The sequence below is a fragment of the Methylobacterium fujisawaense genome (genome assembly GCF_039619325.1).
GTDB lineage: Bacteria > Pseudomonadota > Alphaproteobacteria > Rhizobiales > Beijerinckiaceae > Methylobacterium > Methylobacterium fujisawaense.
Window position 1 is genome coordinate 1757001 of record NZ_CP155000.1, and the last position, 19360, is coordinate 1776360.

The following is a 19360-nucleotide window of genomic DNA, read 5'->3' on the forward strand; positions in this document are numbered from 1 at the left end:
CCTTCAGAGGGAATGCGACTTCGGGCTGCGAGCCGCTACAGGCTGGCTGCCGGGCCCCGGACCAAGGGGCGCCCGTGACCCGCTAGGATTGGCCGAGCGACTTATTCGACCTGAAGACGGGGATCTCACGCCGTCGGGTCGGACCGGCACCAATGGCCGGGGGTGACGCCGGCCGTCCCGGTTCTGCCGCCGGGGGCGGTAGCGCGGGGCGGCCTGTCGGATCGACGAGGACAGGCAGCCGGCCATCGTGGTCGAGCGTGGCGAAGACGCGCGGCGTCCCGAGGCCCATCGCGCGCGCGATCTTCGACTGGATCCCGGTGCCGAGCGCGTCCCCGGCCGAAGAGGCGATCAGGCTCTGCAAGTGCGCTTGACTCTCGATCCAGCCCTCAAGGTCGTCGCGTCCGGAAAGGCGGTCGGAGTGGCGGCGCTGCAGTGTGTGGCGATGAAGGTCGAGATCCTCCGTATAGGCCAGGTCCCGGGCGTAGGCGGGAATCCAGATCTCCTCGTCCGGATCCCAGACGTGGACCTTGGACAGGTTCAGCGGATTGACCTTGACCTTGACGAGAAGCTTCGCGCCCCGCCGGCGGCGCAGGATGTCGACGCCGTCCGAGTAGTAGTACAGGCCCTCGTAGACGACCCCGCGGTTATCGAGCCGGCGCCCTTCGCGGACGATGCCGAAGAGGAAGTCCAAGTCCATGCCGCGTTCGATGAAGGCCGGCTTGACCCGGCGCGTCCCTTCGAGCCACCGCTCATTGGGGCTCATCCTCATGCCGTTGCGGGGCGCGTTCGCGTGATAGACGTCCAGCAGCCAATGGTGCCATAGCCAGAGCAGGTGCCTCAGTCCGATCACTGCGTTGGCCGTCGGGTCGTAGTCGTGCTTGTCGAGTTTGAGTTCCCGCGACAGCACGTAGCCCGGCATCTCCTGGAGGAAGGTCTGGTTGGCGACGGCGAATGCGCCCTCGACCTCGCCCTTGACCCATGGGCAGCGCGGGGGCGTGAAATCGTACGGCACGTCGAGGTCGGACGTGATCTGCAGGATCGAGTCGCCGTGCGCCTGCAAGCTGTTGTCGAACGTGTAGAAGCGACCGACGCCGCCCGCCAGATACGGGTTTCGGATGTCGGGGTACTTTTCCGCGACGTACGACTTCATCAGGCAGCCGTGCCGCATGGTGGCGGACAGGACGAGGTCCCCGGGCGGCTCGAACCCGATGTAGAAGCCGACGATGCAGTTCGAGTAGACGTCCACCAAGATCGCCAGCCACGGACGTCCGAGCGGGATGCCGAGAGTGTCGTGCACGACGAAGAGCGGCAGTCTCGTCTCGTCGAACTGCAGGTGGGAAAGCGCCGCCTCGGGAGCGCCCCCCTCGCCTGGCCCGCGATGCATCGAGCGCGCTCGCGTCGCACCGTATTTGGCGATGTTGCGCAGCTGTGCCGGGAACTGGTTGTAATAGACGTAGAACGTCGACCGATCAGGCAGCTTCAGCGGCCGTTCCGGATGCCTCAGGCGCTCGACCTTCACCTCCTTCAGCGAGGCATCCATGATCTCGCGCATGGTGAGGACGGCCTTGCCGCCGACCTGACGCCGGTATTTCGAGGCTTCGAGCAGGCGGGCCATAACGCGCTTGATGGCCGCCGTCACCAGGGGATCGACCTGTGGCGTCCTGCCCCGCTTATCGAAGTCCCCACGCAAATCGCGCTGGTCTTCGTGCTCCCCAAGGATAGACAGCCAGCGGTAATACGACGCCGCGCTGCATGGCTTTGGCGTGCCATACACCTCGATCCCCTGCTCGGAACCGACCTCTGCGCAGATGCGGTCGAGGGCGGTGATCGGACGCATCTTGCCCTTGCGCTCGACCCAAGCGACCACCGCGTGCGCGGAGCCCGGTGCGATGCGTCTTTGGACCTCCCGGATGACACCCTTTCGGTAGCGGATGCGCATCTGCGCCGGCTTCGGCATGTCGGACAGGGGCACGCCATGGTTGCGTCGCCGCCGACGCCTCTCCTCCTCGGTCTCCGGCTCCAATCGGCTGTCGAGGGTCGCTTCGCCCTGGTCGTAGGCCCGGCGCACCTCGTCCGAGCGGCGCGGCATCACGATGCCGGTCGCGAGCGACTTCGCCTGCCAGTGCGACACGCCGTCGACATCGTGCTCGACGACGAGCTCGTACGTGCCGTCCTCGAACCGGACGACCGCTCCCGGTCCGAGTTCCACCTTCCTCATGACCGGTCCCCTCCCGCTGCCAACCCGATCCTTCGGAACGGACCCGTCCCTCGCCGCACCCCCATCTCCGGCCCGGCCGCGACGCCTAGGTCGACGGCAAGGTGGCCGTGCCGCGCGAGCGCGAAGACGGTATTGAGGTCGAGGCAATCCGCGAAGGCGGCGATTAGGTCGCCGGCGGACACGATTCCCCGCTCGGTGACGGCGTCCACGATGGCCCGGATGTCCGTCGGCTCCGGGAGGCGCGTCATCCGCTGCTCGAACACCGCGAGCGCGGTCTCGGCCCGGAGCGAGTCGATGACGTGGCGCTCCGTGAGCACCCTGTAGCCGAGGCCCATCGAGTTGACCGCATGGGCGATCCACGGCCAACGGGCTTCGTTCTCGGCGCTGGCCGCGTCGTCCTCGTATTTGAGCTCGACGAACTCGCCTGACTGCGTTGCCTGGACGTAGGCGTCGACGCGATGCGTGGCGAGCCGGTCGCCCAGCCTGTAGCGGATCACGACCGGCTCCTCGCAGAACCACGTGACGTCGCCGTCCAACTCACACAGCAGGGCATGCCGGTACTCCAGCGTCGACCGAAGCCGCATGTGCCGGCACGCCTTGAGGCTCGGGAAACGGGTCTGGCGACCGCGCGAGGCCGAGCGCGACGAGCGACCGATGCGCCGGACCGGCACATCCGGAAACCGCGCCGTGAAGGCCGGATGGCACGAGAGCACGCGGGCGTCAGGGGCATGCGGCCGAACCGCGGGCAATGGCCAAGACCTTTCGTTGGGCACCGGGCGACGCCGAGCCAGCGGCGGCGGCGGTGCGGCGTGCGCAAGTATTTGGAAGTAGGCGCGCAGCGCTGCCTCATCCGTGTGTGCGCTTACCGCGATGTCCCGTCCGAGCATGGAAGGCTCGGCGTTCCCGTCCTTTAAGGTCGGGCCGGGTTCGCCGATCAGCCGCTCGGCACCGCGCGGGGGGGCGCTGACCTCATGGGGCGGGAATAGGCGTTGCCGCTCGCCCGGCAAGCAATTCTCCATGGCGCGGATGGGGGGTCGGGTCTTCATCGCTGGTGGCCTATTTTCGGGCAGGAGACCGCATCGGTCGGAAGGCTGCGGATGTCGAAAACTTGGGTCATCGCGGAGGTCGTCGTGCCGACCCGCCCGGCCCACGTTTCCGCGCGGCCGGGCGATCAAGGGAGGCTCGCTACCGCGACATCTGCCCGAGCTTCGAGGCTTCCACTTCCGCATCGATTGCGGCACGCCACTCCCGCGTGGCCGCGACCGCGTCCTCCGGGGTGACGAGCGCGGCGCCGTTGGCGTCGCGACCGGCGGCACCGCGCTTGATGGCGGCGCCGATCGACCGCGCGATGGCCGAGAAGCTCTGCTGCACCCGCTGCCTGTCGGGCCCGGCAGGCGACTGGGCATAGACGGCGGTTCCCCGCTCGGCGAGCCACCCGCGCATCGCGTGGGCCTGCCAGAGGACGGCGTGGTCCACGATGACGGCGGCGGCCGCCCGGCAGGTCCACTGCGGCCCGAGCCCGTCGGCGTCGGCGGGGCCGTCGCCGAGGAGCATCATGAGATCGCCCACGGTCGGCGTTTCCCGGTACAGGCCGAGTGCGGCCGGGCAGTCGTCGGCGTCGAGCGCCACCGCCATCCATAGGGGCAGGGCGACCCCTTCCTCGGCGATCGCTGTCTTGTGCACCATACCGACGACAAGGCGGAGGTCGGGGCCCTCGCCCAAGTTAGGAGTGCCGGTGGCGCTGGATTGCTGGTTCATGGTGGCTCCTCACAGGGAGCCACGCGAAAATCCGACAGAAGGACTTGCTATGCCTGCGGTAGCATGGCATAAGGGTGATTCGGACCGGATTCGGGCGTGGCTCTCCAGGCTCGTTAGGGTGCCGCCAGCGCAGTCTGTCGAAGAACCTTTTGCGCCGGCGGCGGGACGTTCCGAAACGGGCGCGCGGTCTTGCAGGGCCGCGCGTCCCCTTCGGCGCGACACGCATCGTCCAACCGACGCGGCCACGAAAGACCATCATCGAGTTTTCATGATCGTTCGTCAAGCGACATACGTCGCTGAGCAGTCGTGCCTATCCGATAGAACGGTGATGGCGGCCTGAAAGCGATGGAGCCGCAATCCAAGACCTAAGGATTACTTATCCTATTCTTGAAGGACCGGATTGGCGATCCTTGGGTGTCAAGGTCCTCGCCTGAAGGAAAGGCCGAGCGAACCTTGATCCCGAACCTCCGCCGGGACAGGAGTGTCAGGCCAGTTCTTCGTCGCGCTACCGGCAGTTACGCTTCGAGGACGACGGCATGCGGTGCCCCGGCTACACCGCCGGCGTATCTTTCGCCCGGGCGGCCGACGAACGCCGAGCGCTGGGACGACGGCTTCTGCCACTCATCGAGGAACCGGCCGAGGTGCGGCCGCCCAGTGCGTTCGCGCCGCAGGAAATCCATGACGCCGCGCACGGCGTCGTCGTGCGATGAGGCGTCCAGGCAACCGCTCAGGTGCTGATGGCGGAGGTAGACGACGTAGGTGTTCAGGACGTCAGTTTCGCAGTAATTCCGCACCCGGCCGATCTCGCCCTGCGCGACCATGTCGGAGACCAGCGACCCGTGCTCGCCGCCCTTCCCGGGAAGTCCGATCATGGCGCAGGCCTCATCAAGCGTGAGGCGTGACGAGGCTCCGTAGGTGGACATCATGTCCATCAGGTCCGCATGCCACTCCCCCGAGTACCGCGTGCCGTAGCCCGACCACCGCGTTCCTTGGCCGAACCATTTCGGCGCGGCGACGCCATGCAGCATGGAGCGGTGGAGCAAGACGGGGATGTCGAACGACCGCCCATTCCAGGAGACGCACCGATAATCCCGCGACGAGAAGCGCTTCCAGAAGCCCCTCAGGAGCCGCGCCTCGCCCCAGCCTTCCTCGCCTCCGCTGCGACAATCGGCGAACCGGTACGCCTCGCGGCCGCCAGCGGCGTCACGCAGGATGTCGGCCTCGACGAACGAGATGGCGACGATCCGGTGCCAGGCAATTTTTGGGAATTTGTCGTTGGGCCAATCGGCGGGAAGCAGGGTTTCGTCGGGCGTCGTCTCGATGTCGACGACGAGCAGTGCCTCCGGCGCCGGCACGGCCTCGGCCCGGCGCGACGCCGGTCGGCGCGCGGCCTCCATGGGAACCACCTCCGCGCTCGACGTTGCGGGAGGCTGCTCCCGGGTAAGGTGATCGCGCGGGGGATGGGACGGCGGAGCGCGCTCATCGGACCTCATAGGCTATCTCCGGGGCGGTCGGTTCAGACGAAGATCGTGCGGCGGGGATCGAACCCCGCCGTCGGGTCGCGGACGTGCGGGTTGCTGACAACGCGGGTGCGCCCGATCCGCAGGTCGCAGGCCGCGGGCACCTGGCCATGCACCCACGCGACCGGTGCGCCCCACGCCTCCATCACGCCGTCGAGGTCCGACACGTGCCAGCAGACGCGCCACGGATCGAGGAGCGGCCGGGCGAGGGTCGGCGGCAGGCACGACCGCGACGGAGGATAGGCGGTGACGACCACCGCGCGGTCGCCGCCGCGGATGCCGGCGACGACCGGATCGGGCGTGTGGCCGTAGCCGCCGGCGACGACGGATGAGAGCGCGTCCTCGATGTAGGCGCGCGACCGATGATGACCGCCGGCCGCATCGTGCGGATAGAACGGGACGCCCGGTGCGCTTGTCGCCCGGGCCCTGACCGACCAGCGGTGGCGGGCGTGGGCCCGTGCTTGCCGCTCGTTGGCCGCCCCGTCGACGGCGAAGCTCGGCCACAGCGTCGCACCGAGGACATGAATGCCGCACGAGGTGGGATCCCCAAGACGGACGGAGGCATCGTGCAGGAGCGCGATTCCCAGGCTCCGCGCGAGCGGCACGGCCTCGGCGAGCGCCTCCGCGACCGGAACGCCGTCGAGGAACTCGGCCGGACCCGGGACGAGCACGACCGGCCGGTCGCGCCGATGCCCGTCGAGCGCCTGGGCGAGCCAGCGCACCGACCGGGAGAGGCCGGGACCGATGCCGCCGGCTACGATGACGGCGTCGAAGTCAGGGGGCGTGTCGGGCAGGTCGAAAGGCGCAAGATCGACGCGGAGGTCCGACATGATCCAGAGCCGCATCGGAACGGGCTCGGATGATGCCGGTCCGAAGGAAACGGCGCCGGGTTCGATGCCGGCGCCGACCGGCCCGCCCGGCGCGGGCACCTCGACCCGAGCGGAAGGATGGGGAACGTCCAGCATCACGCATGTCCTCCGTCGCGGGCGGCACGGGTTTGGTCCGCCTCGGCGATCAGCGCCCGAAGCGTGTCGCCGGACACGACGCGCCCCTCGACCAGCAACTCGGCGACCGCCTCGACGACGGCGCGGTTGGCCTCCACGAGGGCCAGCGCCTCGCTGCCCAACCGGGCGAGATCGCGCTCCACCGCATCCAGGAGCCTGGGATCGAGCGTCAGCCCGACCGCCACCTCGTGCGGGGCCCCGCGGTAGGCGAGCCCCTCCCCGAGGCCGAGGGACGCGTGGGCGCCGGCGAGCAGGGTCGTAGCGCGCGCGAGGTCCGAGGCGACATCGCCGCCCGCACCCGCGCTCGGTTCCCCGAGGAACGCGATCTCCGCCGCGCGCCCGCTCAGCAGCGCCACCACGAGGCCCTCGATCTCCTTCCGGGTGGGGGACGGGCCGAGGCCGGGCACCGCGGACGTGGCGCCGACCGAATCCCGGCGCTGAACGAGGTCGACCTGGACGACGTGCGCGGAACCGGTCCGCTCGAAGCCCAAGCCATGACCGGCCTCGTGATACGCGCTCCGGCGCAGGTCCGCCGCGCTGCGCCGGTCAGGCGGCGCGACCCGCTCGAACAGGTCGCCCGCGCGCAGGGGGCGGCCGGCGGCGCGCGCGACGGCGCGGGCCTCGGAGACCCAGCCCGCCACCTGCGCGCCGGTGGCGCCGAGCGCGAGGATGCCGAGCGGCCCCAGGTCGAGGTCGGGCAGCTCGCCGTCGTCAAGATGCTGCCGGAAGATCAGCGCCAGCTCGGCGGCGCAAGGCGGCTTGATCTCGATCACGCGGCCGAGCCTGCCCGGACGGATCAAGGCCGGGTCGAGCCTAGCGCCATGGTTCGTCGCCGCGATGATGCAGACCTCGGGGGCGCCGGGCGCGTCAAGGGCATCGAAGCCAAGCAGGATGCTCGTGCACAGCGGCGTCCACCACTCGCGCGCGCGGTCGTCCATTTTTTCCCGACTAGGAATAGAGTCCGCCTCGTCGATCAGGAGGATGCTGGGTGCGAGCGCGCAGGCGTTCGCATAGGCGGCGTCCCAGGCCTTCAGAACGCCCCCGAGATACCCGTCGGAGCCGGTGAACCACGAGGCGACGGACGTCGCCACCAGCGGCACCCCAGCCGCTTTCGCGAGCGCCCGCACGAAGGACGATTTACCCCAATCCGGGCGCGGAGCTGAGGGCGACGTGACGGTCGAGCCTGTGGAACGCGGGCTCGCCGGTGGTGCGCCAGGTCGCGAGATCGTCGAGGAGGCGCGTTCCCCAGGCGTGGGCCTCGCCGTAGCCGACCAGGGTGGCGAAATCGGCGGCCGAGCCGACGCTCGGATCGGCCGTGGCCTTCGAGCGCGCCGCCGCGGCGAGGCGCGCGACGCAGGCCTGGGCGGTCGCCCCGCGCACGGCGGCGGCGACCTCGAAGAAGTCCAGCCCGCGCGCGATCCCGGGCGGCAGCTTCGGACGCCGCCCCGTGGCGGCCTGGACGACCCGCGCGACCACGGCATCGGTCGCACCCGGAAGGCGGACATGCAGGTCCGCCGCGGCCAGGAGGGCCGACGGCAGGAACCGCGCGGGCGACTGCGAGACCCCGAGCACCCGGTCCCCGCGGGAGAGACTGCTCGCCACCCTATCGTTTCCGCGGTCCGGGCGATCCTCGCTGCGCGAGGCGCCGCTGCGCGCCGCCACGAAACCCCACTCCGCGAAGCGCGTGCACGCGTCGCGAACCGGCTCGACCCAATCCGCCGCCGGGACCTGGACGATAAGGGCGAAGGCCGGGTCGACCGCGATGCGGCGGCGCTGGGCGGGGGAGAGCGCCGCTTCGAGGGCGAAGATCGCCAGCGTCTCGGTCGCGGGCCGGCGCTCGTCGGCGGCGACGTCACCGGTCTCCGCTTCGTTGAGGTCGTCGCGCAGGAAGGAGAGATGGGCCATAGTCGCCTCGTCCGGGAATGGGTCGATGTGCTGGACCGGGAGGCGCCGCGTTCCGGATCGCTGAACGAGGCGCCGGTGCGCGGCCTACGACGGCACCTCGACGACGCAGCCGGGATCGAAGCCGCCGTTCTCGCCGTCGTAGCCGAGCGGGTTGCACAGGATCCGGGTGGGGCCGATGCGATGGTCGCGGCAGGCGTGGACGTGTCCGTGGACCCAGAGGTCCGGCCGGCCCGCGGCGATGAGGTCGCCGAGATCGCTCGCGAAGGCCGGATTGAGGGGGCTGCCGGCGTAGGAAGGGTCGAGCGAGCCGCGGGCCGGGGCGTGGTGCGTGACCACGACATGCGGTCGCGCCCGCGCGTCCGGCGGGTCCCGCTCCAGAAGCGCACGTTCCAGGAAGCCGCGGGTCACGGCGTGCAGGGCCGCCGCGTCCGCCGGCCGGAAGGTCTGCCAGCCGGGATTCCTAGTCTTCGCGATGCACCTGTGGTCGTTGAGGCCGGCCTGCGCGACCGCCATGGCCCGGCGACGGCCGCCGGCGCCGTCGATCGCGTAGTCCGTCCAGAGCGTACCCCCGGAGAAGGCCACGCCCCCGACCTCCACGGTGTCGTCGTCGAGGAGCGTCACGCCATGCCTTTCCGCGGCGCGGCGTCCCAGGACGCGCTCCTCGTCCATGGCCGCGGAGTAATATTCATGGTTCCCGGGAACCACCACCACCGGCATCAGCGGCCGGATGGCCTCGGCCAGCCAGAGGACCGTCCGCGCCAGGCCCTGCCCGACGTCGCCGGCGACGACGGCCACGTCGGCATCGGGGATGTGCCCGGGCGTCCAGGGCGCCCGCGAAAGGTCGCGATGCAGGTCGCTGAAGATCCAGATCCGCAAGTGATCGACTCCTCCGGTTGGGACGTGATCTCGATGGTCGTGGAGCCGCGCATCTCACCGCCGCGGCGCAGGCCGGCGTCCGGGCGCCCGGACCCCGACCCGGCTCCGAGGACCGGCGACCTGGCGGCGCGGCCGCGGGCCGGCGCGGACATGGCCGAGGACGACCCGGGCGGCGGCGTCACCTCCCCAAGCGGCGAGGAGCACCGCCGAGAGCGCGAGGTCCGTGACGGCGGGGTCCGGCGCGCGACCCCGGGCGAGGTCGAGCGTCACGGCGATGGCCGCCGCCGCGTCGCCCCTCCTGGCCGCGGGCCAGGACCTGTGGTGAAGGCAGACGTCGCCGGCGAGGGCCCGGCGGACCCTATTGATCGCTTCGGCCCCGATGTCCGGAAGCCGTACCGTGCGCCAGAGCGCGAGCGGGTGGCATTCCCGGGACGCGTTGCGGCGCATGCGGGGCCGGTCGAGGGGATGGGGGTCGTCGTTCGCGCGCATGCGTCCTCCGGGCTCGCGATGGGCAATACGTCTCGCCCCCGCGCGCCGCGGCGCACGGGCAGGTTTCGTCGGACTGGATGGCGGAGGGCTAGTGCCGTTCGGGGCGCCCGGCGGCAGCGTCGGGCTGACCTAGGATAAAATACCTAGACAACGTCCGCGCCCAGCGCCGGCCATCCGAGGCGTAGAGATCGCTGGTGGTGATGCGGCGGCCGTCGGTAAAGTTCGGATGCCCGAAGACCTCGCCGGTGAGCACCCTCACGGATCGGCTCGTGAACCGCCAGCGCTCCAGTCGCGGGGCGTCGCGCAGGTCCGCCGGCGCGGGCTTCACCTGGTCGCGGATGCCTTGGAGCTCGTCGGCGAGCTCGCGCAGCCGGTCGCCGGCTTCGCGTTCGTCCGGGGCGCGTGCCTGCTCGGCGTCGACGCCGAGGGCGGCGGCATAAGCCGCGGGATCGACCGCGTCGGCGTGGCGGTCCGAGGCCGCGGCGCGCAGGGCCGCGAGCAGGCCCACCGATGCCGCTAGGCTGCGGCTCGTGCGGTCGCCCTCGGCGATGCGCTCGGCCTCGGCGCGACCGAAGGCCGGTACCACCATGGGCAAGGCGCGGACGCGGCCGCGGCCGGGCGGGAGCGCTTCGTGCCCGCGCATGCGGTGGCCGAAGGCGTCGGCCGCGGCCGCCCCGCCGCTGCGCCCGCAGCCGAGGAGCCACGGCGGCGGGACCAGATCGAGCCCGAACTCCACCGACGGCTCCATGCCCGCGAGCGCCGCGGCCGCGGCATGCTCGTCGAGGGGCGTCGGGCCCACCGGCAGCACCAACGCGTCGATGCGCGCCCTCAGCCCGAGGTCGGCCAGGCAGACCGCGGGCAGGTCGAGGATGAGGTCCCCCTCACCGGCCACCGCCTCGGCCGCGATGGCGCCAGCCTCCCGGGCGTCACGCGCCTCGCGCTCGCTCACGGTGAGCCCCTCCTCCGTGATCGCCCGCCGCGGCAGCGGCGCCTCCTCGGGTAGCCGCACGCGCAGGAGGGTGACCGGCTGGCCGAGGATCCCGTACGCATCCGCGAGCAGAAGCGCGGCGTAGGCGGCGTGGGTCCGACCGGCGGTGCCGAAGAAGGCTGCGATCAAGGGCGATCTCCGTGACAGAATCCGGACGCGGACGCGCCCGGTGGAATGTCCACCGGGTGCGCATGGCCGGATGCGTTTGATTGATTTGTGAATCTTAAGGCAAAAAGGCGGAAAATAACAGCAGTTTGTTCAGCAGATCAATTCAGGCCATCGCTTGATGGTTAATTTTACTGGCACGCCGATGTATTCGGACGTCACGAATACCTAAGCACTGACGGTGGAATGCCGGCGCCTGGCGCGGCGTCGTGCGACCCGGCCGACCCGGGGTTCGTCGAGCTGTAACGCGTAACGGGGTACGTTACTCGTTACGCGTTCCCGTCCGACTCGCGCATGACGTCCCGCTCAGGGCGTTCCGAGCCGCGGGCGAGACGTTCGGCGAGATCGTTGGGCCGAGGAAGGATCCCGTTCGGGACCGGACCTTGATCCCTTGGCGATCAGGCGTCGTCGCGCCCGATTCCGAGGCGGGGCGACAGGCCGACGAGGACACGGGGGTCCGCGTCCCAGTCGTCGAAGCCGGGATCGAGCAGGCCGACCCCCTCGGCGGACAGGGCGTAGAACTCCTCGTAGGGGTTCGCCGATCGACTTGGGTGCGCCACCGGCATCGGGAGGCGGAAGATCCGGGCACGCGGGGATGCGGCCCCGGCGCGCGCGCGCCGGGCGCTTCCCGAGCGACCGGGCCGGCCGGATCCGGGCGCCGCGATGCGCGGCCCGCGAGCGGGCGCGGCGCGGTTCTGTTTGGTGTGGCTCGTCATCGCTCAGGTCCTTTCGATCACGCGCGCAGGCGGGCGGGTTGCGTGGCGCGGGGCCGGGCGGGCGCCGGCTCCGGATGGGTGCTGCGGACGCGCGCCGAGGCGCGCCCGGCGATGCCGAAGGGGGTGGCCAGGGGGCGCGGGTCGCCCAGCGCGGCGGCGCAGTCGAGGAGACGCTCGCGCAGGTTCCCATCCACGTCCGCCGATGCCAGGAGCGCGGCCAGGTCGCCCGCCTCGAAGCGCTCGGCATGCGGGTCGGCCGAGAGTGCCAGAAGGGTGGCCGTCAGCGCGACCGCCATATCCCGCGCGGCGGCGTCGAGGTCGCCCGCGAGCAAGCGCACCTGTTCGAGCGGTGAAAGCCGCGGAAGGCGGAGCGGCAGCACCCGCGGGGCCTTGCGCCAGGCCGGGTGGCCGGGCCCGTCGTCGCAGCGCAGGTGCCACGCGCCCGACACGTTCGCGTGGAGGGCCTGGGCCGCGGTCAGCCGACAGGCCGTGGCCACGAGGCGCACGTGGTCGCGACGGTCCGTCCCGTTGCCGCCGAGCAGGTCCGTGGGCAGCACCGCGACGACGTCGCCGGCCCGACGCGTCGCCAACCCGGACATGACGGTCGCGACGTCCCGCGGGTCGGGGCGGAGCAGGTCGAAGGGACCCGCGAGGCGCGCCAGGCCACAGGCCTGGGCCCCGTTGGCGGCGACGGCGACCACGGTCGGGCGGCCGCCGGTGGCCGCGAGGCCGCCCGCGACCAGGGCCGCGGCCAGCAGGCCGGTACGGTCATCGGAATGGATGGTTGCGATCACGGCGTCCTCCTGTAGGCCGTTGCATCGTTGGAATCTTGACACGTCTATTTCTATAATTCAAGAAATAAGGAATAAGCTGGTTACCGGATCCCTGGGCTTTCTGCCGTTCGGCCGGATCGCCATCGGGTGCGGTGAGCGTCGGTGCCCTCCGGGTCGGGGCTGGCGCGGTCGCCGTGCGCGTGAGGCCGCGCGGCGGTGGCGGGCCGGCGAACCTCCGCGACCGGGATGGCGGCGCTTAGGGCGGCGGCACTCCGGGGGCGCATCGAGCCATCATCCGGCGCGCCTTCCCGACCTCGAACGAACGCCGACGGCCGTCCCACCGGGACCGACCCGACCCATGCCGCGCGCGACGACCATTTCTTCATCGGCGGCCCGCAGAATGCCCGGATCGTGCGGGGACGGCGGTCATGGTCGCGGAGAACGAGGTCTGGCAGGCGGCGGACCGCATACGGGTCAGGCAGGCGCCGCCCGGCGGCGTCAAGGAGCGCGTCTCGGTCCGCACGGTCAGGAAGGAGCTCGGGGGAGGCTCCTTCGGGGACATCGCCCGGTCGCTGGCGCGGTGGAAGGTGCGGGAGGACTACCGGCCCGTCATCGAGCAGGCGGATCTGCCGGAGGCGTTCGGGCGACGCCTCGGGACCATCGGGCGTGAACTGCTTGAGATGGCGCGCGTCGAGGCCGCACGGGCGAGGCTGGCCGATTTCGTCGAGGCGGATCAGCGTAGGGCCACGGAGCGGGACGTGCTCGACGAGGCGCTGTCTCGGGTCGACCTCCTGGAGGAGCGGATCGCAGCCATGCAAGCCGAGTTGGACCGGCTGCGCGCCGCCGCGCCCGCTCCCGCCACGGGGGCGCTCCGAGACCCAGCGCCCGAGGGGCGGCCCGCGGCCTCCGGGCGCGAGGGCGTCGGGCTCGTCGATGCGGCTCACGGGGGGAAGCTCGCGCGGGAGGCGGACGTCTTCTGGAGGGAAGTGTGGGAGGCGGTCGAGAGCGTCGTGGGCCAGCGCGGGCCCCTGGCGATCCACCCGCTGTTCAAGGCGCTGCCGGCGTCGTTGAAGGCGGACGGCGCGCGGATGGGTTTCCCGCTGACGCCGGCATGGCTGCGCTACCACCTGCTGCGGATGGCGGAGGATGGCGATGGCCTGGCCGTGGTGGGCCACCGCTTCGCCCTCGCCGGGACCGAGGCGGAGGAGGCTGCGCCGCCGGGGCCGCACGCCGCGGAACGGGTCGAGGCGCCGAGCGGCCGGCGCTTCTGGCGCGAAGTCATCCGCGAGGTCCACGCCCTCCTCTGCCGGGATGGACCCAAGACGGCGGAGGCGGTGCTGGCCGGGATCGAGCCGGGGCGGGTCGACGCGGCGCGGCGCTTCCAGGGGCTCACGCCCGGTCTCCTCCGGTGGAAGCTGCGCCAGCGCATCAAGGAGCGCAGGCCGTTCCGTGAGCTTGCCGATGGGCGTTTCGCGGCCATCCCGTGCGACGGACCATGGGACGGCCTGGCCCCGGCGACCGGGGTACAAGCCGGCCGGCGCTCCGCCCAGGGGAAAGGGACCATCGGGGCGTGAGCGGTGCCTGCGACTTCGCCGGTGACGATCGACCGGCCCGTTGCCTGCGTATCGCGACGTCCCTGCCCGGTGGGCCTCGCAGCTGCTCGGTGTTCCGGCGGACCGCGCGTTCCGGCTCCGGGCCGATCTGAGGGGGGCGGAGCGGCGGACGCGACCGCATCCTCGATTGGGGCCGATGTGGAAAGGGCCGGTACCATCCACGTGTTATTCGAAATTACCGGAAATACGAATTGCGGACGTTCGAAGCCTGCGCCATAGCGGCTGCATGGACATCGAACTCGCGGCCCGGCAACTCGAAGCTCTCGGCAACCCGGTCCGCCTGAAGGTGTACCGCGCACTGGCCGGCACGGGCCAGGAGGGTCTGCCGGTCGGGGAGCTCCAGCGGCGCGTCGGCATCCCGGCCTCGACGCTGTCCCACCACCTGCGTCGCCTGATCGAGACGGGTCTGGCCGTGCAGGAGCGTCAGGCCACGACACTGCTGTCCCGCGCGGTCCAACCCGCGATGCGTAGCCTCGTCTCATTCCTGGCTGAGGATCTCGGCGAGGATTAACGGCATGGGCGCGCCCGCGGAAGGTCCTATGGACGCCCGCGGGTCTCCGTGGCTGCGCGACGGTCGGTGGAGGCCTCGGGGGACGCTGCCGGAAGTCCTGAAGACGCGGGATCTCGCCCGGCACCTCCCTGGCCATGGCACGGCACCCGAGATCGCGCCGTCCTAACGCGAAGGACGTACTTCTCCGCACGCTCCCGGCGCCTTAACCTGAGCATCCGAGACCGTCGCGGCGGCGGTCTTGACAGGCGGCATGGGCGAAGAGTGCGGCTCGGCCGGGCGACGCCGCGTTGACGTTCCGGCTCCGGCCGGTGGACGGCGGGCCATGCTCCTATCGAAGTGCCATCGCTGCGGACGGCCGGTCAGCTTGGATGCATCGCGGTGCCCGACATGCCTCGCCGCCATCGGGCCCGAGCCGCAGCCGTCCCCTCAAGACGAGACGGGCTACCGGATCGCCATGCTCGCGGTCGCGTGCGCGATCCTCGTCTACCTCGTCCTGATCCGCCGGTAGGCGCCGGGCGCTCTACATCCGCTCCTTGATGCCGGAGCCGACGAGCCACCAGTTCACCGGGTAGCTGGTCAGGAATCCCGCCACCATGGCGACCTGCATGGCGAACCAGAACTCGACCGAGTTCACCGGCGCCCGCTGCCCGGCCAGGTGCGGGTACAGCCAGAACTGCACCAGCGCCATGAGGCCGTACATGCCGACCTGCCAGGCGATCAGCGACGCCGTGTCCGCCTTCACGGCCGCCACTACCCCCTCGCCCGGCGAGAGGCCTCGCATCGGCACGATGGCGTAATACTGGAACACGATGCCGAGCGCGTAGGCGAAGACGAAGTCCAGCACCCAGACCGCGTACATCTTCTCCTCGAAGAGCGAGTGCCAGCCGAACCAGACCGCCACCGTCGGCACCAGGAAGGCGAGCCACTCCGCGGCGACGTCGCCCAGCATGCAGCCGCTGCCGCAGTGGAGCGCGCCCTTGCCGACCATCACCGGGAACGGCGTGCCGGTCATGTTCGGTGGCTTCTCGCCCTGTTCCTCGGCGTGGTGGTGCGCCTCCATGGTCGCGAGCCGTCCGTAGCGGAAGTAGGCCCAGACCACGACCAGCGTCCCGAACAGGGCGCTGACCGGCCAGACGACGTTCATCACCGTCATGTGCTGCGGGTGCCGGATCACCTGGACCGAGAGCAACCGAGAGCAGGCCGCCCCGAGCAGCAGGGCCAGGATCGAGACTGCGTGGAACCATTCCGGGAACATGCGGCACCCTTTCGGCAATGCCCGTGCAACATACCCCCTAGGGGTAGGGTTCCGTGATATGGCGCAACCCACCCATGCTGTTCAACCAGGGTCAGCGCGGCGGGTCCCACGAATACGGGAAGCTCAAGGAGTGCTGCAGGCCGGCCGTGACCCTGAAGTCCTGGCTGCGGTCGCCGCCGAAGCCGACGCCGACCGCCCCGACCAGCACCGTCTGCGGGGTTGCCATGTAGCGTGCGCCGATCTCGGCCAGGTTCACCGCCCGGCCGCGTTCCCGGTCGGTCTCGCGGTAGACGTCGGCGACGAGGACGACGGAATTCGAGATCGGCTGGCTATAGGCGACGCCGACGCGGTATCGGTCGCGTCTCTCGGCCTCCCGGCCGGTGGTCGGGTCGTAGTTGTGGTACCACGATGCGTTGAAGTGCACTTGGCGCGGCACGTAGGAGTACGGCGACAGCCCCTCCGGATCTGGCGTGCCCAACGACTTCGTCGCCAGGAACTTGAGCTCGGTCTCCGTGCCGCCGGCCATCCGGCCGTAGGGCGTGTTCACCCCGAGCGCGACTGCCATGGCGGGCAGGACCAGCCCCTCCTGGTTGAAGTTGTAGAAGCCCTGCGCCCGGAACTCGCCTTGGTCGGTGTCGCTCGCCGTGCCGACCCGGTAAGGGGCCTCGACCGAGAGCTGGAAGTTCTTGAACGCGCCCCATTCCAGGCGCGGCACCGCCATGAGGCTGCTGGCACCCCGCGGATCGTTCCGGATGCGGTTGTATTGGAAGTAGGACTGCACTTCGAGGCCGTTCTCCTTGATCGGATAGGCGTCCTCGATGGTGATGGGCAGCCCCTCCTCCAGGTTGGAGTGGTCGGCGGCGAGCGCCGGGCCGGCACAGAGGGCGAGGAGGGTCGCGAGGGCGGCACGCGTGGTCTTCGACATCGGGCGCCTCCTCAGCGAATGGCGATGCGGGCCGGGCCGAGGCTCGGCTCGATGGTCATGTCGATCGGGGCGACGTCGGGCATGCGGGCGGCCTTGGCCTTCCAGGCCTGGACCATGTGCTCGACCATCATGGACGGCGCCTCGCCCGGCTCCGTCGAACCGGGCATCATCCGCATGCCGGGGGCGACCTGCATCATGGCGTCGTGGAGCGAACCGGGGACCTCGCCCGGCTCGATGCCGAGGCGGCCGTTCATCATCATCTGCCGCATGATCGCGGCTCTCTGCGCCTTGGCGAGTCCCTGCGGGTACATCATCGGCAGCATCTCCATGAGCATGTCCATCATGATCATGCCCATGGCGCCTTGCGGGGACCGCACCCAGGCGGGATAGGTGCGCGGATCGAACGACGGATACGGCTCGCGGAACTTACGGGTGAAGGCCTCGTCGCCGGGCTGATAGCCCATGGCCTCGATGACCCGGTACATCTCGGCCCGCTTCTCCTCGACCGACCAGCCCTTGTAGGCGAGGATCGAGTAGGCGATGCCGTGGAGCATGTGCAGGTTGTCGAAGATGTTCGCGCTCTCGGGCGACATCCTCGAATAGCGCGGCATGATCTCGCGCGAGAGCAGCATGCGGGCGGGCCGGTCGGCCATCACCTCGCGGTACATGAGGTCGATGGTCTGGGCCATGGCGACCTCCTGGTCGCGGTTGCCCGAGATCATCTGCGTCTCGTAGGCGGCCGGGTGCCACCAGTGGGCGACGTAGAACAGGCTCTGGTCGAGGGGATAGAAGTTCCGGAAGTAGTTGAAGTAGGGCTTCATCATGATGCCCGCCCGTCGCATGGTCAGCTCCAGCGGGGCGACGCTGCGGGGCACCCCCGGCGTCTGCATCGTGAGGTAGTATTTGACCGCGCGGTCGGTCCAGGCCTTCTTCTCTGCCCAAGGGATCTCCCGGAACGCCATCACGTCGTAGGTCTGCTCGTGATGCATGTGCGTCCAGTCGATGGTCCGGAACAGCGTGTGCATGGCCCGGTCGACGTAGTTCGAGTAGTACGGCATCTCCGGCTCGATGGCCGGCGGATCGCGCAGCCATTCCTGGGCTTCCTTGTCGAAGCGGGCGTCGACCGCGGCGTGGTCCTCGAACCGGGTCAGCTGCAGCAGGTCGTGCTGCTTCGAGTGGAAGAAGTGCATCCCGGCGCCGATGCGGTAGGCCTTGTTGAGCCGGTAGAAGAATGCGAGGTTGTAGGGCCCCCTGAGGAAGCTGACCTCGTTGCGCTGCTCGATGTTCCCGAGCGCCCGCGCGGCAATCCCTCCGAAGGGACCCGCGGCCGCCGACGCGAGCGCGCCGGCCAGGAATGTGCGCCGTCCGATCATGTCGCCCTCCGACTCGATACCCTACAGGGGTATTTTCAGCCGAGGGCGCGGAAAAGGGGGGCGGCGCGCGCTATCCCGGAATTCGCGTCGTTTGCTTCAGGTCCGTTGCAGTTCAGCCACGGCTGCCGCTCCCGACGCCGGTCAGATGACCTTGGCGACGAGGCGGCTCATCTCGTCGGCAAGGCGGCGGCGCTCCTCCTCGGGCAGGTCGCCGGTGAGCGTGGCCTGAACCAGGGCCTGCATGTGGTCGCGCAGCATGTCGGACTGCACCCGCCGGAGCGCGGCGATGACGGCGTCGGCCTGATGGGCGACGTCGACGCAGTAACGACCGTTCTCGATCATCTGCTGGAGACCGCGAACCTGCCCCTCGATGCGGCGCAGCCGGGAGATCTGGCGGGTATGGTCCACGGCCACGCCGCCGTGCCTGTCGTCCGGTTCGCTCATCTCGGGCCCATGTTGCGACCGCCTAGATAGGCGCCCGCGCCGCCCGCCGGAACCCCGGAAGCTAATTCAGGACAGGGAAAGCCCATCCTCCGCGGCCATGTCGACGAAGGCGCGCGCCTCCCGGCGGCGCTCGCCTTCGTCGGTGTACAGGGCCGGCGCATCCGGCGAGCGGCGTAGGCGCAGCGCCTCGTCGACGATGCGCCGCCAGCGTTCCTCGAAGGTGATCAGCCCGTACAGCCCGGCCTCGGACTTCGAGGCGATGCGTCGGAGCGCGAGCAGGTAGTGCAGCCGGCAGGCGCCCAGCACGACCTCGTCCACCTCCGCCGCATCGGCCGACAGACGAAGGGATCCGAGCGCCTGGGCCGCCCAGCCATCGACCTCTGGAACGTCCCACCAGCCGGGCGGCGGACCGCGGAGGGTAAGGGCGTGCTCGGAGAGGGCGAGCCTGTCGACCGGGCGATCGCGGCGCTGGGACCGCGCCTCCAAGCGGCCGGAACGGACGACCAGTCCCTCGATCCCCGATCCCCGCCAGTCAGCCGCGGCGACGTAGTTGCCGTCAAGGGCCGTCCGCTCCGTCGAGGCCAGGGTCGCGTGCATGTCGGCGAGCCGGTCGAGGGCGTCGGCATCCGGGCGCCACGCGGTGACGGCGACGAAGTCGAGGTCGCACCGTCCCGGCACGAAGTCGTCGAGCGCCGCGGAGCCGACCACGTGGAGGCCCGTGACGAGGCCCGGCAGCTCCGCGTCGACCGCCATCAGGAATCGCTCCGCCGTCGTCGCGGCAAGCGGGTGCATCACGGCGAGGGCGTCCGAGAGCGCGGTCACGCGTC

Annotated in this window: 20 protein-coding genes; 3 read left to right on the forward strand and 17 right to left on the reverse strand. The window is 70.6% G+C overall.

The window, feature by feature from the left end; all coding sequences use genetic code 11:
• Positions 1-82 precede the first annotated feature (82 nt).
• The 12 genes from ABC766_RS08525 to ABC766_RS08580 form a co-directional block, all read right to left on the reverse strand.
• The gene (locus ABC766_RS08525) at positions 83-2209 is read right to left on the reverse strand and encodes a hypothetical protein (RefSeq protein ID WP_345821818.1); all 2127 of its coding nucleotides are present in this window, start codon (positions 2207-2209) and stop codon (positions 83-85) included.
• Between the two features lie 5 nt (positions 2210-2214).
• Positions 2215-3225, reverse strand: a complete 1011-nt coding sequence (locus tag ABC766_RS08530) for a hypothetical protein (RefSeq protein ID WP_345821819.1) — start codon at positions 3223-3225, stop codon at positions 2215-2217.
• 178 nt (positions 3226-3403) lie between these two features.
• The gene (locus tag ABC766_RS08535) at positions 3404-3976 is read right to left on the reverse strand and encodes a hypothetical protein (RefSeq protein WP_345821820.1); all 573 of its coding nucleotides are present in this window, start codon (positions 3974-3976) and stop codon (positions 3404-3406) included.
• A 515-nt stretch (positions 3977-4491) separates the two neighbouring features.
• Positions 4492-5373: a 3'-5' exonuclease gene (locus tag ABC766_RS08540; protein ID WP_331302634.1), complete on the reverse strand. Its 882-nt coding sequence runs from the start codon at positions 5371-5373 to the stop codon at positions 4492-4494.
• Between the two features lie 119 nt (positions 5374-5492).
• Positions 5493-6341, reverse strand: coding sequence for a hypothetical protein (locus ABC766_RS08545; RefSeq protein ID WP_331302635.1), 849 nt, complete (start codon positions 6339-6341; stop codon positions 5493-5495).
• 119 nt (positions 6342-6460) lie between these two features.
• Positions 6461-7591 (reverse strand): AAA family ATPase, encoded by a 1131-nt coding sequence (locus ABC766_RS08550; RefSeq protein WP_345821821.1) that lies wholly within the window; start codon positions 7589-7591, stop codon positions 6461-6463.
• A gap of 46 nt (positions 7592-7637) precedes the next feature.
• Positions 7638-8405, reverse strand: coding sequence for a hypothetical protein (locus ABC766_RS08555; protein ID WP_345821822.1), 768 nt, complete (start codon positions 8403-8405; stop codon positions 7638-7640).
• Between the two features lie 84 nt (positions 8406-8489).
• Complete coding sequence (locus tag ABC766_RS08560) at positions 8490-9281, reverse strand: metallophosphoesterase (protein WP_345821823.1); 792 nt, start codon at positions 9279-9281, stop codon at positions 8490-8492.
• 54 nt (positions 9282-9335) lie between these two features.
• On the reverse strand, positions 9336-9770 hold the full coding sequence (locus ABC766_RS08565) for a hypothetical protein (RefSeq protein WP_345821825.1): 435 nt from the start codon (positions 9768-9770) through the stop codon (positions 9336-9338).
• An 88-nt stretch (positions 9771-9858) separates the two neighbouring features.
• Complete coding sequence (locus ABC766_RS08570) at positions 9859-10887, reverse strand: hypothetical protein (RefSeq protein WP_345821826.1); 1029 nt, start codon at positions 10885-10887, stop codon at positions 9859-9861.
• 434 nt (positions 10888-11321) lie between these two features.
• Positions 11322-11639, reverse strand: a complete 318-nt coding sequence (locus tag ABC766_RS08575) for a hypothetical protein (protein WP_345821827.1) — start codon at positions 11637-11639, stop codon at positions 11322-11324.
• A gap of 17 nt (positions 11640-11656) precedes the next feature.
• Complete coding sequence (locus ABC766_RS08580) at positions 11657-12433, reverse strand: hypothetical protein (protein WP_345821828.1); 777 nt, start codon at positions 12431-12433, stop codon at positions 11657-11659.
• Positions 12434-12840: 407 nt separating this feature from the next.
• Here ABC766_RS08580 and ABC766_RS08585 point away from each other — a divergent pair, with 407 nt between their 5' ends.
• The 3 genes from ABC766_RS08585 (at position 12841) to ABC766_RS08595 (ending at position 15044) form a co-directional block, all read left to right on the forward strand.
• Complete coding sequence (locus ABC766_RS08585) at positions 12841-13986, forward strand: DNA-binding protein (protein WP_345821829.1); 1146 nt, start codon at positions 12841-12843, stop codon at positions 13984-13986.
• A gap of 265 nt (positions 13987-14251) precedes the next feature.
• A complete protein-coding gene (locus tag ABC766_RS08590; protein ID WP_331302639.1) occupies positions 14252-14536 on the forward strand; it encodes a metalloregulator ArsR/SmtB family transcription factor in 285 nt (94 codons plus the stop codon).
• A 364-nt stretch (positions 14537-14900) separates the two neighbouring features.
• Entirely contained in the window at positions 14901-15044 is a 144-nt protein-coding gene (locus ABC766_RS08595; protein ID WP_331302640.1) for a hypothetical protein, read from the forward strand.
• 12 nt (positions 15045-15056) lie between these two features.
• Here ABC766_RS08595 and ABC766_RS08600 read toward each other — a convergent pair whose 3' ends face one another.
• The 5 genes from ABC766_RS08600 to ABC766_RS08620 form a co-directional block, all read right to left on the reverse strand.
• Positions 15057-15791 carry a DUF4396 domain-containing protein gene (locus tag ABC766_RS08600; RefSeq protein WP_345821830.1) on the reverse strand — a complete coding sequence of 245 codons (735 nt, stop codon included), beginning with the start codon at positions 15789-15791 and terminating at the stop codon, positions 15057-15059.
• A 91-nt stretch (positions 15792-15882) separates the two neighbouring features.
• On the reverse strand, positions 15883-16716 hold the full coding sequence (locus ABC766_RS08605; RefSeq protein WP_345821831.1) for a hypothetical protein: 834 nt from the start codon (positions 16714-16716) through the stop codon (positions 15883-15885).
• 11 nt (positions 16717-16727) lie between these two features.
• A complete protein-coding gene (locus ABC766_RS08610; RefSeq protein ID WP_345821832.1) occupies positions 16728-18089 on the reverse strand; it encodes a hypothetical protein in 1362 nt (453 codons plus the stop codon).
• A gap of 141 nt (positions 18090-18230) precedes the next feature.
• Complete coding sequence (locus tag ABC766_RS08615; protein ID WP_331302644.1) at positions 18231-18533, reverse strand: metal-sensitive transcriptional regulator; 303 nt, start codon at positions 18531-18533, stop codon at positions 18231-18233.
• A gap of 66 nt (positions 18534-18599) precedes the next feature.
• A complete protein-coding gene (locus ABC766_RS08620) occupies positions 18600-19355 on the reverse strand; it encodes an aminoglycoside adenylyltransferase domain-containing protein (RefSeq protein WP_331302645.1) in 756 nt (251 codons plus the stop codon).
• Positions 19356-19360: the final 5 nt, after the last annotated feature.

What these genes read in the sequence shown, in the direction of transcription:
- ABC766_RS08535 (WP_345821820.1), bottom strand. Translation starts at nt 3,976, where the DNA reads ATGAACCAGCAATCCAGCGCCACCGGCACTCCTAACTTGGGCGAGGGC.
- ABC766_RS08540 (WP_331302634.1), bottom strand. Translation starts at nt 5,373, where the DNA reads ATGGAGGCCGCGCGCCGACCGGCGTCGCGCCGGGCCGAGGCCGTGCCG.
- ABC766_RS08545 (WP_331302635.1), bottom strand. Translation starts at nt 6,341, where the DNA reads ATGCGGCTCTGGATCATGTCGGACCTCCGCGTCGATCTTGCGCCTTTC.
- ABC766_RS08555 (WP_345821822.1), bottom strand. Translation starts at nt 8,405, where the DNA reads ATGGCCCATCTCTCCTTCCTGCGCGACGACCTCAACGAAGCGGAGACC.
- ABC766_RS08565 (WP_345821825.1), bottom strand. Translation starts at nt 9,770, where the DNA reads ATGCGCGCGAACGACGACCCCCATCCCCTCGACCGGCCCCGCATGCGC.
- ABC766_RS08575 (WP_345821827.1), bottom strand. Translation starts at nt 11,639, where the DNA reads ATGACGAGCCACACCAAACAGAACCGCGCCGCGCCCGCTCGCGGGCCG.
- ABC766_RS08585 (WP_345821829.1), top strand. Translation starts at nt 12,841, where the DNA reads ATGGTCGCGGAGAACGAGGTCTGGCAGGCGGCGGACCGCATACGGGTC.
- ABC766_RS08590 (WP_331302639.1), top strand. Translation starts at nt 14,252, where the DNA reads ATGGACATCGAACTCGCGGCCCGGCAACTCGAAGCTCTCGGCAACCCG.
- ABC766_RS08600 (WP_345821830.1), bottom strand. Translation starts at nt 15,791, where the DNA reads ATGTTCCCGGAATGGTTCCACGCAGTCTCGATCCTGGCCCTGCTGCTC.
- ABC766_RS08605 (WP_345821831.1), bottom strand. Translation starts at nt 16,716, where the DNA reads ATGTCGAAGACCACGCGTGCCGCCCTCGCGACCCTCCTCGCCCTCTGT.
- ABC766_RS08610 (WP_345821832.1), bottom strand. Translation starts at nt 18,089, where the DNA reads ATGATCGGACGGCGCACATTCCTGGCCGGCGCGCTCGCGTCGGCGGCC.
- ABC766_RS08615 (WP_331302644.1), bottom strand. Translation starts at nt 18,533, where the DNA reads ATGAGCGAACCGGACGACAGGCACGGCGGCGTGGCCGTGGACCATACC.